Here is a 16,968-nt window from a genome sequence, read left to right as displayed (position 1 = left end):
CCCTCTTTCAGTCGTTGGCACTTCGATTTGTTCGGTGGTCGCTGGCGAGTTCCGGCGGCTTGGCGAGCAACTTCGCTTCCATCAGTGCCTTGACGAATTCACGTGCGACGGGACCCGCCACTTTGCCGCCACCACCGCCATTTTGGACGACGACCACAAATGCGTATCTGGGCCGTTCAGCGGGGGCGTATCCCGCAAACCAGGCGTGATCGACACCGTTCGTTTGCGCCGTCCCGGTCTTTCCCGCAATGGAGATTTCCTTCAGGCGGATGGTTTTGTAACCCGTGCCGTGCGAATCGTGCACGACCATGACCAAACCTTCTCGGACGGCTTCAAGGGTTCCCGGGTGTAGGCCCCGGACGGGACGCGATCCGTCCGTGGTCAGCGACTGCCGAACGGAGTCGGCTTCGTCCATGTTGGAAGGGCCGGAATTTGCTGCGAGATGAGGGCGAACAAGGTGGCCATCATTGGCGAAGGCGGCGATCATTCGGACCATTTGCAATGGCGTCACTTCGAGTGTCGATTGACCGATCGCAAGTTGCAGCGTGTCGACAGGTTTCCATTTCGAGGGCGTTGAGCCGGATTTCGCGGGCTGATCGGGGGCAGGGAGATGTCCCGCAGATTCCGACGGCAAGTCGATTCCCGTTGGTTCACCGATCCCGAACTCGCGGGCCCAGTCAACGAGCGTTTGCGGTCCCATACGACGGGCAGCGGAATAGAAGTAAACGTTGCACGATCGGCAGAGGGCACCTGCCAGATCCAGTGAACCGTGGCCTCGCTGGTAGTGTACGAATGGCAAACAACGAAATTGTTTGGGATTATCAAGGTATCCGCGGCAATCGAACAGTGTCTCGGCATGCATGACGCCGCTCTCGAGGGTGGCGACGGCGGAAATGGGTTTGAAGACCGATCCGGGCGGCAGCGGGATTCGCGTGATGCGTGACATCAGGGGACTACGCGGATCAGAAACCAAATCCTTCCAGGCTTCGGCATCGCTCGAAACCATCAGGTTCAAGTTGAACCGTGGGGCCGATGCCGCGGCCACAATCGCGCCGGTATTCACGTCCATCGCCACCAGGCAAGCTCCTCGCGGTCGTGTGGCGTGTCGCAGTGCCCCGTGCGGTCGTTCCTGATCCACTGTTCCCGGAAGTGTGACTTGTGACAACGCTTCGTCGGTCAATCGTTCTGCTTTGCGCTGCATTGCGGTATCGATTGTCAGGACCAGGTCTCGTCCCTGTTGGGGTGCGCGATCGATGCGTGTTTCGAGGATTTCCCCGCGACGATTCTTGATCAGTGTGCGGCGTCCGCGAATTCCTTTCAGGACGGAATCATAGGAACGTTCAAGCCCATCGAGACCATAGGGGTCGCCCAGTCGATAATCCTGTGGATCGCCGTCGGGGTACTTCGTTTTTCGATCTTGCAGTTGTTCGTCGGTGATCGGTTTACGATACCCAATCAGATGAGATGCCAGTTCGCCTTGCGGGTAAACCCGCTTGGTTCGAATGACGATTTGTGCGTAAGGATACAGTTCTCCATGTGCCTGGATTTCTTCCATCATATCGACCGTGACGTTGCTGATGACGGTATGGTGCTCGGTTTCTTCGGAAATCAATCGTGGTCCATGCCGGTGATCGTGGCGATCTTCGACTTTCTGCAGAATCTGTTGCCCAATCACAGACCAGAACGACTGGTGCGATCGGGCATCGAGATCCGCGCGTGCAGCAGCCAAATGACGTTCACGATGTTGACGTGCGACAGCCGCCTTCATGGCTTCGACGCGCGTTTGCACCTGTTGTCGCGCTTCGTCGAGATCGTCGACGGAGCGTTCCGTCAGCGCCGCCACTCGTGTCCAGAACTCCGCCAGTTCGTTCAAGACTTTTCGTTTTTCTTCGGCGAGTTTCTCGGCGATTCGACGATCGAGTTTACTGAGCCGTTGCTTGGCCTTGCTGGTGATCCATTCGTCATCGGGGGGATAGACGAGCGCCGGGTAATGAATCGACACATCGTACTGACGAACATCGTCAGCCAGGATGCTGCCGTCTGCCGCCAAAATTCGTCCGTCGCGTGCGGGGATTTCTTCGGTCTGGCTAGTTGTCAGCGAAAAGCCCCGTGCGAAATCTTCTTGAAGCGAAATCTGCAGTTGGGCGACGCGTCCCACGACGAGAAGGACCGGAAGGAACATGGCGATCCAAAGTAATCCCAGCCGTATGCGCGGATTCCGATCGGTATCCCATTCCGAGATCTCGGGGGATGTTTCATCTGACCACGGCGTTACAGGGCGATTCAACATGTTTCGGCCGGTCGCAAGGGCACGATTTGCCGCTGCTTAAAGGTTTGTCATGACCGTGCGTTATCCACCGGTCAGCATCGTCCAGCGATTCGTTAACGACACGGATTTGGGTCGGGCCGTTTTCCGGAAGGTTTGAGGCAGGCTGACGACGAGGATCAAGAACGCCCCGACGAACGCTGTCGCGGCGGCTTCTGTGGCTGGGGTCACCACGGTGGGATTCAGGTCATATGATCGGCGATCAAGATACTCATGAATCAAGGTGGAGCCGGCACGCCAGCAAAAGGTGCTGATGAAGACGGTCATTGCGAACCAAACGACGCCATAGCGACTACGGTGACGATTGATCGTCACGAGTACGGCCGCGATCAATGTCGTCAGGACCGTATGGATTCCCAACTGATTCTGGTCCAGGCCATCGACGCCCAAACCCATGACGGCTGCACAAAGGACGGCGGCTGTCGGATTGGCAATTGCCTCGCATCCGACGAGGGCGAGCCCGGGCAGCCAGACTGGCATCGACAAATCGAGCGGCGCCGAAATCAGGTTCGATTGCAAGACCAGAACGCAGTAGACGGCACAGAGCAAGAGCAATGTACGACTCATTCCGACACCGCCATTCGATCGGGATTGAGCGCCGTCCGCAGAACTTGAACCTTGGTGAGCGACGTGGGGAGTGAGACCGGTTTGACGAGCACCGTCCATTCGCGATCGTCCGAACCGAGTGTGGCTTCGACGACTTCACCATAGTAAAGCGGTGTGGGAAGGATGCCGTCTCGTTCTGCGGTGTAAACGGCATCGTGAAGATGAACGGAACTCTCGGCGGGAATCCCCTCAAGCTTACACAACGGGCCGCCTTGGCCCTTTAAAATGCCTCGCGCTTCGCCAAATACGAATTGCCCGTCATCCGTTTCACGAATGAGTTGTGCCCGACCGCGATAGTGGGCGTCGGTCACGAGCAGCACGGTGCTGGTCCACTTGCCGACGTTTTCGACTTTGCCGATGACGTAGCGTCCCAGCAGGAGTGCGTCTTCGGTGGAAATACTGGCATCTTCGCCGAAGTCGATCAATGTTTTGCGAGACTTGCGGGTCGACAGGACGAGTTCATTTTCTCGCAGGCCATTTTTGGAACCCTGATCGAGAAACTTCCCGGCGCGCCACTGTTCCGACAGGGTGTCGCCCAGGATGGCCACTTCGACGAGTGACGGCAGCAGCAGGCGGTCTGATTTGGCGCTCGCGCGCGTGATCTCTTCATCAGACACGTAGCGTTCGCACAATTGAGCGAGTCGTGTCTGCAAAGCTCGGCTGCGTTCCTGTTCGGCGGCAAGCTGATCGGCCAGATCCTCCCAATTCTGGTCGGATCGAACGGGCGAGGAGACGTTCAAATGAGGCAATTGCCGGGCAAATGCGTCTTTTGCGAAGCGAGCGACCTGCCAACCGGGGCGCATGATGTCTTGAATGGCGCCGCGCAGGCCCGTCGCCACATTATGGGGGGCAAAGTGCAGGCCGGCGCCAATCAGCGTCAGCCCGAATGCAGTAAGAAAAATGCGTGATTTCATGGCCCGTTCGCGTTTTTCGTGGCAGACAGATGCTCAGATGCCTTGTGTCGACGTTCACAGATTTCGATTGCTGGTTTCGAGACCATCCTTCCATTGCGCCAGGTGTTCGATGCAGATCGCGGCTCCCCGGACGACGGCCCGCAGCGGGTCCTTGGCGACTCGAACGGGGATGCCCAGTTGCTCCTGAAACAGCAGTGACAAACCGGGTAGCAGGGCGGTGCCACCAGAGAGAACCATTCCGGTGTCTGAAAGGTCGGCGACTAGTTCTGGATCGCACTGTTCGATGACACTCTTGATGCAGGTCATGATGTTTTCCAGCGGCTGTCGGAGTGCTTCACGAATCTGTTCGCTGGTCACAATGGCTTTGCGGGGCACGCCACTGACGATATCGAGGCCGCGGATTTCGCAGGTTTGTTCCTGGTCCAGCGGATAGGCGCAGCCAATTTTGATTTTGAGCTGTTCGGCCGATTGTTCGCCGATTCGCAAGGCGAAATGTTGTTTCATGTAGTCGACGATCGCCTGGTCTAGTTCATCGCCCGCGACGCGTAGCGATTTACTGGAAACGATTTCGGCCAGACTGAGCACCGCGACTTCTGTCGTGCCGCCGCCAATGTCACAGATCATGCTGGCCAGCGGTTCCGAGATCGGAAGCCCCGCTCCGATGCTGGCGGCTTTTGATTCATCGATCAGGTAAACACGTCCCGCACCCGCACGTTCGGCACTATTGAAGACGGCTCGCTTTTCTACATTGGTGATGCTGCCCGGAACGGCGATGACGACGTTGGGCCTGAATCCGGGAGTCGTGCGACCGGCTTTTTGAATGAAGTACCGTAACATCGCTTCGCAAAGCTCGAAGTCGGTGATGACGCCATCCTGGATGGGGCGTACCGCGATGATCGAATCTGGTGTGCGGCCGAGCATCTGTTTGGCGAGTTTGCCGACAGCCGTTCCGCGGCCTAGCACTTTTCGGCTGCCTTGCTGCAACGCCACGACGGATGGCTCATCGAGCACCACGCCTTCGCCTTGAATGGCCACGAGCGTATTCGCCGTGCCCAAATCAATGGCCAGGTCGGGACTCAACCAGCGTCTAAGACGATTCAGCATCCGTGCATCAGCCTTGTCAAGATCGCAATCAACCCGCGCAGACCGATTCCATTCGGCACAGGTGGCAGGGGCGGGAATGTAGTCGAGAATCGGCAATTTCGGCAAGACGCGGTTTGAGACTGGATCGACAGATTCCCCATCCTACGCCGTCTTCCGTCGTGAATGCCTGCCTTGAGCAGTCCCCACCGAGTCTCGACGTCATGCTCATCGAGTGACTGCGGTGGACGTCGGGGGAGCGTTCATGCCTTGGCCTGAACGGTCATTGGACTTTTCTCGCCGAGCAAGAGCCAGGCCGCGGCAAGCGTCAGAGGGATCACGAGTAGGAAATAGGGGACGAGGAGCATCGAAAATTCACCTGCGACAATTTTGCCGGGTGCGTTTGCTCCCGAATAGACGCCGCCCCAATTCCATCGCCAATGCGAGTACCGGCCATAGGGAATCGGTGATGAACGAGGGGGCACCGATTTTTGTGATGCGGCAGAAGATCGTTGCCAGTAGCCTTCTTTCAGAACGAGAGCTTCAGGTTCGCCATCTTCGATGGGAGTCAGTCCCGTCTCGCCTTCGTAAATCGTGATCCACGCGAGACCGTGGAAATTCGAATGAATCTCGTGGATCGTCTTGCCCAGGCCTCGAAAGCGAACGTATTCGTCGATATTTCGACTTCTGATCCATCCGCTGAGTGCCAGGCAGGCGATGATCAGGATCACGATTCCAGCTTTTCGGCGACTGCCTCGCATCAAATCAGCCATGCCGAAACGCACTCCAGGCGATTCGAGTCTGGTGGAATGTATTGTTGGGCTCACTTGCGATGATCCATGTAGTCGTGCAATGGAATGATGCGGGCGAGAGGTATCTGCAGTGCCAGCGAATCGAGATCGATGTCGACGCGTTCACGGTCTTCTTCTGAAAGAATCGGATATGTCTGCGGCCGAGGCAAAATCGTCGTGAGGATTTCCGGCTCTTTCGCATCGCGGATGAGTTTGAGCCCGCCGCCTTGAAACGGAATGATCCTTAACTCCAAGGTTTCCAGATTCGGTAGGTTCGCAAGTTGTTCCAAACCGTGTCGAGAAAAATGATTCGTCGCCCAGTTGAGATCTAACTTCGTCAGCGATGCCGTTTGCGACAGGTATTCCAGAGATTTATCTGTCAATTCCGCCGTGTGTAGAGTCACGCTGGCCAGATTTGGGAAGAGTTTAAGATGAGCGATGGCGTTGTCAGAGATTTCTTCCGCGCGAATATGGAGTTGCGTGAGGCTTGGAAGAGGACGCAAATGCTCAAGGGCGGTGTCCGTCATTTCGGAACAAGAAACGTCAAGGTGCGTTAGTTCTCGACACTTTGCAATGGCTTTTGCGAGGTCATCATCGAATTGATTTCGATTGATTCGGAGGGACTTCAAGCGTGGAAAGTTCAAAAGGTCTGTGGAAACATCATGCCCGCTCAGATCGAGGTGTTCGAGTTCAGTGAGAGCGATCAACTGATTCGTCGCTGATTCGGAAAAATGCATTCGTCCGAGCGGGGTTCCGACATGTGTTGTCAGGGTAAGGACCTTGAGGTGTTTCAGCTTCGCGATTGTCGAGAGTGCGGCATCAGTCAGTCGCCCTTCCTGATAGATCGAAAGGTGTGTGAGATTTGGCAGCTTTTCGAGTGATTTTAACCCCTCATCCGTCACTCCACACTCACTCAAATTGAGTTCGCGAAGACTTTCGATTTCGGAAATGCTGCGGAGCGTCGCGTCCCCCAATTCATTTGCCGACTGACTCGAGAAACTGGCACTGAGTCTTTCCAGGTTGGTCAATTTGGAAAGGTGAGACAAACCCTCAACCGTGAATTGCGGTGCCCCTTCGAATTGAATTCCACGAAGAGTCGAGAGGACAGAGAATTTCGCGAGAGCTTTGTCGTTAAGTACGCCGTAATCAGAGAGCGACACCACATTGCCATCATCATCGCTGAAGATCCGCAGTTTAGGGCTGTCGAAGTATTCGTGAATCCATTTTGGCAGTCTTTGTTTTGCTCGCTCTTTTACGGCCTTCATGGTGGTAATGAGAATGGAGTTGTCAGTCGATTGAACCTTGTAGATCACGCTGAATCGGCGTTGACGCATCAGGATTTGCTTGATTGATGATCCGAATTCGACGTCCGTGATCGAGACATTTTGAAGGCGATCAAGATCGAGTTTTGCGTCCTCAAGCGCAGGGGTGTCGAATGCGATCTCAACGCCTCCAATTTCTGCTACTCGCATGAGTACGTCTTTCAACCTCGTCTCATTGATGTTCAAGGAAATCTTTCGTCGCAGTGGATCTTGCGGGGAGATCGTTGATTGTTGATTCTCTCGAGCGATGACCGATTTCGATTGATTTGACAAAGAACTACTGATCGCAAGAGTCACGAGGATGCTGGCAAACAATCGAGATCTGATCATCGCGTGGACTCCTACTATGTCAGGAGGAAGTTTCACGATCTGCTGGGGTGTCAAGCAAAACCTGCGAACAGGTATGCTGAGCTACTTGAGGAGCGGTCCTGGAATGGGCTTCCCATTCGTGGTGAGGATCTGGACTTCGTGGGCATTGTGGTTTCCAGTGTAGGTCCACACGATTTTCTTGCCGGGCGACACTTCGAAAATCTTGATCGGGCGGCTGGAGTGGTAGCTGCAAATCACGGTGTTGCCATTGGGCAAACGCTGACCTCCACACGGATCATCGAAAGGCGTCTCGTTGGGGAAGTCGTCGTTCGAGATTTTCCAGACGACATCACCCGTCGAGTTGAGTTCCACGGTCTTGTTTCCGTGGGTTAGATTCACAAGCGTGTTGCCGTTGGCGAGTCGAATTGCGGTGAAGGGCCAATTCTCTGCGGGCCGTCCGCCCAGATCCGGCATATCGGTAGGAAATTCGTGCACGACTTTCCCGGTCGGCGAATATTCTTTGACCTTGAATGCCAAGAGGTGCGGAACCAGGTAGTTCCCATTGGACAATTTGCGCGCCATGCGTGTCTGCATATGGGCATTATCGGTTTCCGGCAGTAGTGGGACGTTGACGGCGATTGTGCCGTTCGGCGCGATTTCCAATAAGCGCGGCTGAGGGCCGAGTTCCGTGACAAGGGTGTTACCGTTTTCCAAACGCTGGGCCGTTCCAAGTTCTTTGGCGTCCGGTGATTTTGCGTACTGGAAGATCGTTTTCTTATCGCGCGTCATCTCGAGGACTTCATCGCTCCACGTGATCAGGAGGTTTCCGCTCGGCAGCACGAATCCATCCCGCGCGGCGGGTTTGCCAGAGTTCCATGCTTCACGCCCCTCTTCGTCGACGATGCCCGTGAATGTCGGTCCCGCAATGAAGAAGGAATGTTTGATTTCTTCTCCCACGGAAAGAGCGGGGTGGAACGCGGTGAGAAATAGGACAACACGGCTTAGGGAAGTGCGAAACCAGGACACGAGCGATTCTCCTGATGACTAGTGCAGGGCGGAGCCGGAACGTATGCGGCAGACGCGAGAAGTCTACGCCGCAAGATTGTGTCCGTAACTCGCCGAAAACGACAAGTCCGATGGCTTGCTCTCGACGGCGAAACTTTTCTCGGACACCGACACTTTTCATACCGTGTGGTACAGTCTTTCACACCGCAAACGTTCGTCAATTCAGGAAGAGTCGCGAAACGATGATGACTTTAATACCTGTGCGCCCGGCGTTCAGAGTTCCGCACACGAGTTTGGTGCTCGTTGCGATGTTGATGGTTCTTTCCGCGAACCCAGCGTGTCTCATGGCGGAGGACTGGCCGCAGTGGCGGGGCGTTCATCGCGATGCGGTGTCGCGCGAAACGGGGCTGCTCGAAACCTGGCCGACCGGTGGTCCCAAGCTGGTCTGGACGGCGAGCGGACTTGGAATTGGATATGCCAGCGTGATTGTTGGCGAGGGGCGACTTTTTACGCTGGGCGGTAATGCCGGGGGAACTCAAACCAAAAGGGGAAGTCCCGCGGATGGAGGTGCCCAGGACGAAGGTACCGACGCGAAACGGCCGGTGCCGGTCTCGGTGATTGCCATCGACGCTGCGACAGGGAAAACGCTGTGGACGCGAACGATTGGCGAGAGTGCCCGCAACATCAATTCGACACCAACTCTCGACGATGACCGGCTGTATGCACTCGATCCCGATGGCGATCTGGTCTGTCTGAAGGCCGCCACCGGCGATCTGATCTGGAAGCGACGATTTGTCGAAGACTTCGATTCGAAAATGATGTCGGCACGCGGATGCGGTGAATCGCCACTCGTCGACGGCGATCGGCTCATCTGTACGCCGGGCAATCGCGAGGCGGCATTAGTGTCGCTGAATAAATTCACAGGGGAAGTGATCTGGAAGGCGAAGCTGCCGGAACTGGGACCAGTGGGACGCGATGGCGCAGGTTTCTCGTCAATCGTCGTGACCGAGGCTGCCGGGGTTCGGCAGTACGTGCAGTTGATGGGACGTGGCTTGATTGGTGTCGACGCCGCGACCGGGCGTTACTTGTGGGGTTATAACGCGATTGCGAACGAACATGCCAATATCCCGACCCCACTTGTTCATGGTGAATACGTATTCGCCGCGAACGGGTATACGGCGGGCAGTGTCCTTTTGAAGCTGGTGCGTGACCCGGCGTCGACGCCGAATGAACCGAATGTCAATGCCGAGGTTGTCTATTCCCTCTCGGGCAGTCAGTTTCAGAATCATCACGGGGGCATCATTCGATTGGGCGACCACGTCTTTGCCGGACATGGGAACAATAATGGATTGCCGACGTGCCTGGAGTTTGCGACCGGACGAATTCTGTGGAAGCGACGCGGGCCAGGTGTGGGCTCGGCCGCCATCGTCTGTGCCGATGGCCAGTTGATCTTTCGATATCAGAACGGATTGGTCGCTCTGATCGGGGCATCCCCCACGGGGTTTGCACTGCACGGGACGTTCGAGATTCCCGGGGCCGGTGGTGACAGTTGGTCGCATCCCGTGATCGCGAATGGTTACCTCTACCTGCGCGAACAGGATTCGCTATGGGTTTATGACCTCAGGCGTGAGTCGGGTTCCGCGACCATTGAGCATTCGTCCGACTCTGAAGGGGACGAGAAGTCTGTCGCAGAATTACTTCGCAAGCAGGGCGTCACGGTAAAGTCGATCGTGACCGAAACCGATCGCGTTACTTTGCGTCGCGTCTTTCAATTCGCCGTTTCGCCTGAAGGCACCCCGTTGCAACTGGTGACCATTGCCGATACGGCCTTGTCAGCGGACGGCACGATCTCGAGCGAAATTGTCAGTCAACTGGCGTTGCTGAAGGGACGGCTGATTTTGAACTTGGAGGGAGCTCGCATTTCCGACGCAGGGACGGCGCAGCTTCGAGCTCTTCCGATTGTGGGGCTGAATTTGGAGCTTTGCAGCCAACTGACGGACGCGACGTTTTCGTCATTGTCTGGGCTCAAACAGCTCGTCGCGCTCGTGCTGTCGGGCACAAATGTCACATCGACCGGCCTGACTCAGGTCGCTGAGAACTTGCCGTTAGTGGCCCTGGAGCTTGAACTGTGTGACGCGATCAATGACGACGTCTGTTTGACGCTTGGATCGATGAAGCGGTTGCGGTGGCTCAATCTGAAAAAATCAGGGTTTGAGAAACGAGGCATCAGCGATATCGGATTGGAGCAACTTAAGACATTGACGGAACTCGAGATGTTGAATTTGTATGGCAACAAAGTGACGGATGCCGGACTGATTCATTTGCAGTCGCTCAAGCGATTGCGCGACCTGGATCTCAGTTTATTGAATCTCAATGACGCGGGGATTGAGTCGTTGAGTCCTTTGATCAGTCTCGAACGATTGAATTTGATGTTCACGGAAGGATTCGCCGGGCCAAGCCTGACTGATCGCGCCACTCGGTCGCTTACGCCCCTTCAGCAACTGACTTGGTTGAATCTGAACGGTTCGAAACTGACGGATTCAGGATTGGAACAACTTCAAGAGCTGAATCAGTTGAGGACTCTACACGTCGTCAGGACGAAGGTGACGGAATCGGGCCGCGAGAAATTCCGACGAGCACTTCCCGAGTGCGAGGTCATTCGCTGAGTTGCGTCTGGCCGTCTTCCGGTCAGGATGTCAGGTGTTTAGCGAACCAGTGCTTGGTTTTTTCCCACATGGTGGGGGAAAAAACGTGACCTGTTTGGAGCTCGATAAAGGACTCAAACTTGTCTCCGGCGTGCATACTGTCGTAGGCTCGCTGGATGATTTGGATACCGGCACGAACTTCATCAATCGGGCTGCCGCGATCGGTTTCACCGAAGTTCATGAGAAGGGCACGTGGGGCAATCAGCGCGGCGATGTCGGGCGTGTCTCCGTCCGGGAAAATTCCCGGAATGAAATTCGGAAAACAGTGCAGCATGTGTTCACGATGAATCGCTTTGTAAGTCGGCAGACAGCAAGTCGCCACAATACATTTCAAACGCGGTTCCCATGGGCCGACCAGCCAGCAGTGCGTCGAGCCCATCGAAAATCCGTAACAGCCGAGCTGATCTGAACGAACTTCGGGGCGACTGGAAAGCAGGTCAACGGCGCGGCGCATGTCGAGGATGTTTTTCCAGGCCATACATTTGCCCTGAACGACATATCGCAAAAATTCGAACCGCTCGTATTCACCACCTTTCAGCCGCCCGGTTGGGTCGCTTCGCTCGCCAAAACAAAGCGCATCTGGACAAAGCACGACATAGCCCTGCTGGGCGAGCGCGACACCCGTGTGATGCATCGGGTTGCCCGCGAGCCCGGCGGGTTCGGATTTGCCGAGATGCCATTGTCCGGCGTGTTCGTGCCAGACGCAGATCCCCGGGGCCGGACTTGCGGCGGTGACTCCATCTGGAATCAGCAGCATCGCGGGAATTCGATCGTTCGGTTCCGCCTCGAAGTAGACGGACTCGATGGTGTAACCCGGTTTTGAAATTCGTTCGCGCAGCTCCACGTTGAGCGGGCAGCGGGCTGGCCAGTCTCCACCAAGCCCGCGAAGCAAGCGATCTCGAAAATCTGCTGACGCCATGGAGTAGCCCCTATGCCGAGATGTTGACCCGTCACCGAAAGTCATCCGCGCGGAAATGCAGCCGCGAGCTGACTTGGTGGCGAATCAGCATGTCGCGTAGGCGGGCAAGCGACAAGGGAATTCGAGCGACACGCGAAGCAGAGCGGTCGGCGGAATTGAAGAGAAAACCACGTTCCTCGACGAGTCGCGGTAAAGCGAAAGGGAGGCCGATGGATGCGGCCCCCCTTTGATGTTGACTATTCAGCGGCTGCGGAGAGTTTTTCGTGGGCGGACAGAATTAATTGTTCTGTTTCTTCCCAGCCGATGCAGCCGTCAGTGATGGAAACGCCGTACTGCAATTGTTTCAAGTCGGCGGTCAGGCTTTGATTGCCGGGGTTCAGATTGCTCTCAAGCATCAGGCCGACAATGTTGGTGTTTCCCGCCAGACGCTGGGCAATGCAGTCGTCCCAACACGTATGTTGCAGGCGGTAGTCTTTGTTCGAATTGGCGTGGCTGCAATCCACCATGAGGCGCGGAGGTAATTTCGCATTGTTCAGCCGAGTCAGGCTGTCGGCCAGGCTTTCGGGGCTGTAGTTGGGGCCCGAACGGCCGCCGCGTAGAATGAGAAAGCCCCAGGGGTTTCCATTGGTATTGACGATGCAGGTCTGGCCTTCGCTGTCGATGCCCAGGAAACTGTGCTGGGATCGCGCGGCTAGCATGGCATCGATCGCCACCTGCAGGCTGCCGTCAGTGCCATTCTTGAATCCGACCGGCATCGACAGTCCGCTCGCCATTTGCCGATGGGTCGGTGATTCGGTCGTGCGGGCCCCGATGGCGGTCAGAGCGATCAGGTCGGCAATGTATTGAGGGGTAATGGGTTCCAGCAGCTCCGTCGCGGCGGGAAGTCCCATATTGGCGATTTCGAGCAGGATCCGGCGGCCGATTCGTAGGCCGGTGGCGATATCGAAGGTGTCATTCAGATGAGGATCGTTGATCAACCCCTTCCAGCCCACGGTCGTACGCGGTTTCTCGAAATAGACCCGCATAACGACCAGCAGCTTGTCTTCGACACGTGCTGCCAGATCTTTGAGCTTCCGGGCATATTCCAATGCCGCGACAGGATCGTGAATCGAGCAGGGACCGACGACGATGATCAGTCGCGATTCCTTGCCAGTCAGAATCCGCTTAATCGACTCGCGGCTATTGATGACCGTTCGAACCGCAAGGTCCGAGATCGTCTCTTCTTGTTTCAAATACTTGGGGGAAACGAGCGGCACGGTTTCTCGAACATGTACGTCTTGCAGCGGTTGTCGCGTCGATGAATCAAGCATAAGTCTTTCCTGGAGTTTGCGAAAAATCAGTATAGGATCGACACGCAGTGCCTGCCATCGGTTCTACGCCATTTTTCAGTCGCCAGGCGGTTTCTGGGACTTCGAATCGCATTGTGCCTTCGCGGGGCACGTAAAATCGTCGTATTTTGACGGTGCCTCCTACCGTTGTGTGATGAGTTTTCGGGCATTCCGGATGCGATCACGTCTGCGCCTCCCAAATTTGATGAGGGCAACCCGTGACCTTCACAAATATTACGCACAAGGCTGGGCCGCCAAATCGACTTTCTGAAAAACGGGTCTCGTTCCCCGGTTTTCCAGGCGATTTCGCTGGACTTTCCCCGCATTTGACCTTTCCTTACACTTCGCCCCACGAATCATTGAACGCCTGTCTTGATCAGACTGAAGGCGGACACAATGCGATCAATTGAAGGAGTTTTTGTCGATGACTGAGCAGAAGGCCACCAATATCAAATGGCATGCCCATGCCGTCACGCAAGAAGAACGTTGCAAGCTGAACGGACACAAGGGGGCCGTGTTGTGGTTCACCGGATTGTCGGCCTGCGGCAAGAGCACGATCGCAAACGCCGTAGACCGAAAGCTTTACCAACTCGGTAAACACACGTTTTTGCTCGACGGCGACAATGTTCGCATGGGTTTGAGCAAGAATCTTGGGTTTTCTCCCGAAGACCGCGCCGAAAACATCCGTCGTATTGGTGAAGTCGCCAAGTTGTTCGCGTCGGCGGGCAATTTCGCACTGACCGCCTTCATCTCGCCGTATCGCGCTGATCGAGATAGCGTTCGCGAGATTCTGCCTGCCGGTGAATTCATCGAAATCTACGTCAACGCGTCGCTCGAAACCTGCGAAAAACGCGATCCGAAAGGCTTGTACAAGAAGGCGCGGGCCGGTGAGATTCAGAACTTCACCGGAATTTCCGATCCGTACGAAGAGCCATCCAAGCCCGAGCTCGTCCTTGATTCAAACACCAAGAGCATTGAAGAACTGGCGGACGAAGTCGTTGCCTACTTGGAACAGCGGGGTCTGTTGTCGGCCTAGTTGCACAGGCATTCTGTGTCATTCGATCGAATGTCGGTCCGACGAGCTGACTGCCATGATTCAGCCAATCGATGCGATTCAGACCCCGACCACGCCTGTGATTGGGGTTTTTTCGTGTGCGAGACTCGTCATTGATGGGATGGACACCTTACGATAGGACCGTTCCCTGATCGATAGTTCCTATGAAGGCTGGTGCCGAATTCGACCGCGCCGGTCTCAGTTTGCGCACGATGCACGCTTTGAGGCGACATCCATGAAGACGATAGACTTGTCAGGCAAAACCGCCCTGGTGACAGGTGGCGGACAGGGGTTAGGGCTCGCGACGGCCACGGCACTTTATGGTGCAGGGGCAAACGTCGTCCTGAACTATTTTGAAGATTCCAGTGGGTCGAACCGCCAGAAAGCAGAGGCGGCCGCCAATCAATTGGGCGAACGGGCATTCGCCCTGCCTGCTGATGTACGCGACCGTCCTGCAATTGAATCGATGCTGGACACGATCATCGAGCGGACCAAGCGGCTGGATATTGTCATCAATAATGCCGCGATTATTCGTGATCGATCGCTGAAGAATATGTCCGACTCGGAATGGTCGGATGTCATCGATACAAACCTGACCGGTGTCTTCAACGTCTGCAAAGCAGCGTGTACTCGCCTGGCCGATGGCGGGCGTGTCGTAAGCATGGCTTCGGTGTCGGGGTCAATCGGGTTTTACGGTCAGGTGAACTATTCGTCCGCAAAAGCGGGCGTGATGGCGCTGACAAAGGTGTTGAGCAAAGAGCTGGCCATCAAAAATATCACCGTGAACGCCGTTGCGCCGGGCGTCGTCATGACCGAGATGGCTCAAACGATTCCTGAGTCGGTACAAAAGCAGATGATGGCCAATATTCCACTTCAGCGATTTGGCGAACCGGAAGAGATCGCAAATGTGATCCTCTTCTTATGCAGTCCCCTCGCCAGCTACGTCACGGGGCAGACGATCCACGTGAATGGAGGTTGGTGGGGTTGATGCATCGAATCCACCAACTGACGTGTAGTGCCGACGATGCGGTGGCCCGAATTCCCGATGGTGCGACGATTGCCTGCGGTGGATTTGTCGGTGCCGCCCATCCCGAGGCGTTGACGGCTGCGCTCGAACGTCGTTTTCTGAAGGATCAGTCACCAACGGGGCTGACGCTGGTCTACGGGGCAGGGCAGGGGGACGGAAAGACGCGTGGCTTGAATCACCTGGGACATGCAGGGCTGGTTCGTCGCGTGATCGGTGGCCACTGGGGGCTGGCGCCGAAAATTGGCGCATTGGCACTTACGAATCAAATCGAAGCGTACAACTTTCCTCAAGGGGTGATCTGCCAACTCTATCGTGATATCGCTGCGGGACGCCCGGGGTGTATCACGCATGTGGGTCTCGGGACGTTTGTCGATCCCGTGTTCGGTGGGGGACGCATCAATCGCATGACGACAGTGCCACTCGTGGAGCGTGTGGAGTTGGCGGGGCGGACGTGGCTGTTCTATCACGCGTTTCCGCTGAACGTTGGGTTGATTCGGGCGACGGCTGCCGATCCGTTCGGCAATCTGTCGATGGCCGAAGAAGCGGTCGTCGGTGAGGTGCTGGCCATCGCACAGGCAGTTCACAACTGCGGCGGCATCGTGCTCGCGCAGGTCAAACAATTGCTGGATGAGCCCCTGGTTCCGTCGCGGGTCAATGTCCCTGGAATTCTGGTCGATCAGGTCGTTGTCGCATCGGCCGATGAACATCATCAGACATTTGCTGAGCCGCTGAATCGCAGCTACTTCGAACCCGCTTCTGCGACAGAGGCATCGATCCGATTCAGCTCGTTAGGAACATTACCCTGGGATGAGCGGCGCATCATTGCAGCACGAGCATGCGATGAACTGCGACCCGGCGCGATCGCGAATCTGGGGATTGGGATGCCGGAAGGGGTTGCGCGAATCGCGGCCGAACGAGGGCTGCTGGCGGATGTGATTCTGACTGTCGAGAGTGGTCCGATCGGCGGGATGCCAGCGGGTGGCCTCAGTTTCGGTGCGGCTGTCCATCCGCAAGCCATCATCGACCAGCCTTCCCAGTTTGATTTTTACGATGGCGGAGGACTTGATTTCGCGGCACTGGGGGCGGCACAGATTGATCGCCACGGCAATGTGAATGTTTCCCGGTTCGGAAGTCGACTCGCAGGAGTGGGCGGATTTATCAACATCTCGCAAAACGCGAAACGTCTGGTCTTTTGTGGAACTCTGACTTCGGGTGATCTGGAAGTCGCGATCGAAGATGGGCAATTGAAGATTGTGCGCGAAGGGACACACCGAAAGTTCGTCGCGGACGTGGAGCAGCTTTCGTTCAGTGGGACAGTCGCGCGGAGCCGGAAGCGAGAGATTTTGTATGTGACGGAACGTGCCGTATTTCGACTGTGCGACGACGGGTTGGAACTGATCGAGGTCGCCCCCGGAATTGACCTCGAAACGCAGGTCTTGGCTCAACTCGAGTTTCGCCCAGTGATACGAGACATCCGTCCGATGCCGTCGCATCTTTTTTGCCGCAAGTAGATTGACCTGCGGTAATCAGGCCGTGCAATTCGCCAGTGACAACTGGAGCCTGTCCACGGCTCGCGGTACGC

13 protein-coding genes are annotated in these 16,968 nt (G+C 56.1%); 4 read left to right on the top strand and 9 right to left on the bottom strand.

Annotated features, from left to right (window positions below):
• Positions 1 to 7: 7 nt before the first annotated feature.
• The 7 genes from OSO_RS0108310 to OSO_RS0108280 all read right to left on the bottom strand — a co-directional run bounded on the left by OSO_RS0108310 (position 8) and on the right by OSO_RS0108280 (position 8,374).
• Entirely contained in the window at positions 8 to 2,290 is a 2,283-nt protein-coding gene (locus OSO_RS0108310; protein ID WP_010582956.1) for a peptidoglycan D,D-transpeptidase FtsI family protein, read from the bottom strand.
• Positions 2,291 to 2,350: 60 nt separating this feature from the next.
• Positions 2,351 to 2,893, bottom strand: coding sequence for a hypothetical protein (locus tag OSO_RS0108305; protein ID WP_010582955.1), 543 nt, complete (start codon positions 2,891 to 2,893; stop codon positions 2,351 to 2,353).
• On the bottom strand, positions 2,890 to 3,846 hold the full coding sequence (locus OSO_RS0108300; protein WP_010582954.1) for a rod shape-determining protein MreC: 957 nt from the start codon (positions 3,844 to 3,846) through the stop codon (positions 2,890 to 2,892). Before OSO_RS0108300 ends, OSO_RS0108305 begins: the two co-directional genes overlap by 4 nt.
• 54 nt (positions 3,847 to 3,900) lie before the next feature.
• Positions 3,901 to 4,950 (bottom strand): rod shape-determining protein, encoded by a 1,050-nt coding sequence (mreB, locus tag OSO_RS0108295; RefSeq protein ID WP_029246782.1) that lies wholly within the window; start codon positions 4,948 to 4,950, stop codon positions 3,901 to 3,903.
• Positions 4,951 to 5,189: 239 nt separating this feature from the next.
• Entirely contained in the window at positions 5,190 to 5,699 is a 510-nt protein-coding gene (locus tag OSO_RS0108290; protein WP_010582952.1) for a hypothetical protein, read from the bottom strand.
• Between the two features lie 50 nt (positions 5,700 to 5,749).
• Positions 5,750 to 7,189: a leucine-rich repeat domain-containing protein gene (locus OSO_RS0108285; RefSeq protein WP_162130517.1), complete on the bottom strand. Its 1,440-nt coding sequence runs from the start codon at positions 7,187 to 7,189 to the stop codon at positions 5,750 to 5,752.
• Between the two features lie 261 nt (positions 7,190 to 7,450).
• Positions 7,451 to 8,374, bottom strand: coding sequence for a beta-propeller domain-containing protein (locus OSO_RS0108280; protein ID WP_010582950.1), 924 nt, complete (start codon positions 8,372 to 8,374; stop codon positions 7,451 to 7,453).
• A gap of 287 nt (positions 8,375 to 8,661) precedes the next feature.
• On the opposite strand from OSO_RS0108280, the gene OSO_RS47635 reads away from it, so the two are divergent.
• The gene (locus OSO_RS47635; RefSeq protein ID WP_010582949.1) at positions 8,662 to 11,019 is read left to right on the top strand and encodes a BamB-related PQQ repeat family beta-propellar protein; all 2,358 of its coding nucleotides are present in this window, start codon (positions 8,662 to 8,664) and stop codon (positions 11,017 to 11,019) included.
• Between the two features lie 22 nt (positions 11,020 to 11,041).
• Here OSO_RS47635 and OSO_RS0108270 read toward each other — a convergent pair whose 3' ends face one another.
• A complete protein-coding gene (locus OSO_RS0108270) occupies positions 11,042 to 11,977 on the bottom strand; it encodes a dienelactone hydrolase family protein (protein WP_010582948.1) in 936 nt (311 codons plus the stop codon).
• Positions 11,978 to 12,213: 236 nt separating this feature from the next.
• Complete coding sequence (locus tag OSO_RS0108265; RefSeq protein WP_010582947.1) at positions 12,214 to 13,287, bottom strand: 3-deoxy-7-phosphoheptulonate synthase; 1,074 nt, start codon at positions 13,285 to 13,287, stop codon at positions 12,214 to 12,216.
• A 442-nt stretch (positions 13,288 to 13,729) separates the two neighbouring features.
• Between OSO_RS0108265 and cysC the strand changes: the two genes are divergently transcribed.
• From cysC to OSO_RS0108240, 3 genes are all read left to right on the top strand, one after another.
• Positions 13,730 to 14,341 carry an adenylyl-sulfate kinase gene (gene cysC / locus OSO_RS0108255; RefSeq protein ID WP_010582946.1) on the top strand — a complete coding sequence of 204 codons (612 nt, stop codon included), beginning with the start codon at positions 13,730 to 13,732 and terminating at the stop codon, positions 14,339 to 14,341.
• Positions 14,342 to 14,594: 253 nt separating this feature from the next.
• Entirely contained in the window at positions 14,595 to 15,347 is a 753-nt protein-coding gene (gene fabG / locus OSO_RS0108245) for a 3-oxoacyl-ACP reductase FabG (RefSeq protein WP_010582945.1), read from the top strand.
• A complete protein-coding gene (locus OSO_RS0108240) occupies positions 15,347 to 16,897 on the top strand; it encodes an acyl CoA:acetate/3-ketoacid CoA transferase (RefSeq protein ID WP_010582944.1) in 1,551 nt (516 codons plus the stop codon). Before fabG ends, OSO_RS0108240 begins: the two co-directional genes overlap by 1 nt.
• The last annotated feature ends 71 nt before the right edge of the window (positions 16,898 to 16,968 follow it).

The sequence above is a fragment of the Schlesneria paludicola DSM 18645 genome (assembly GCF_000255655.1).
In the GTDB taxonomy this organism is placed as follows: Bacteria; Planctomycetota; Planctomycetia; order Planctomycetales; family Planctomycetaceae; genus Schlesneria; species Schlesneria paludicola.
The sequence above is the reverse complement of the archived record's forward strand: the minus strand, read 5'-3'. Positions and strand labels throughout refer to the sequence as shown.

What these genes read in the sequence shown, in the direction of transcription:
- OSO_RS0108310 (WP_010582956.1), bottom strand. Translation starts at nt 2,290, where the DNA reads ATGTTGAATCGCCCTGTAACGCCGTGGTCAGATGAAACATCCCCCGAG.
- fabG (WP_010582945.1), top strand. Translation starts at nt 14,595, where the DNA reads ATGAAGACGATAGACTTGTCAGGCAAAACCGCCCTGGTGACAGGTGGC.
- OSO_RS0108285 (WP_162130517.1), bottom strand. Translation starts at nt 7,189, where the DNA reads ATGCGAGTAGCAGAAATTGGAGGCGTTGAGATCGCATTCGACACCCCT.
- OSO_RS0108270 (WP_010582948.1), bottom strand. Translation starts at nt 11,977, where the DNA reads ATGGCGTCAGCAGATTTTCGAGATCGCTTGCTTCGCGGGCTTGGTGGA.
- mreB (WP_029246782.1), bottom strand. Translation starts at nt 4,950, where the DNA reads ATGCTGAATCGTCTTAGACGCTGGTTGAGTCCCGACCTGGCCATTGAT.
- OSO_RS0108300 (WP_010582954.1), bottom strand. Translation starts at nt 3,846, where the DNA reads ATGAAATCACGCATTTTTCTTACTGCATTCGGGCTGACGCTGATTGGC.
- OSO_RS0108290 (WP_010582952.1), bottom strand. Translation starts at nt 5,699, where the DNA reads ATGGCTGATTTGATGCGAGGCAGTCGCCGAAAAGCTGGAATCGTGATC.
- OSO_RS47635 (WP_010582949.1), top strand. Translation starts at nt 8,662, where the DNA reads ATGTTGATGGTTCTTTCCGCGAACCCAGCGTGTCTCATGGCGGAGGAC.
- OSO_RS0108240 (WP_010582944.1), top strand. Translation starts at nt 15,347, where the DNA reads ATGCATCGAATCCACCAACTGACGTGTAGTGCCGACGATGCGGTGGCC.
- OSO_RS0108265 (WP_010582947.1), bottom strand. Translation starts at nt 13,287, where the DNA reads ATGCTTGATTCATCGACGCGACAACCGCTGCAAGACGTACATGTTCGA.
- OSO_RS0108305 (WP_010582955.1), bottom strand. Translation starts at nt 2,893, where the DNA reads ATGAGTCGTACATTGCTCTTGCTCTGTGCCGTCTACTGCGTTCTGGTC.
- cysC (WP_010582946.1), top strand. Translation starts at nt 13,730, where the DNA reads ATGACTGAGCAGAAGGCCACCAATATCAAATGGCATGCCCATGCCGTC.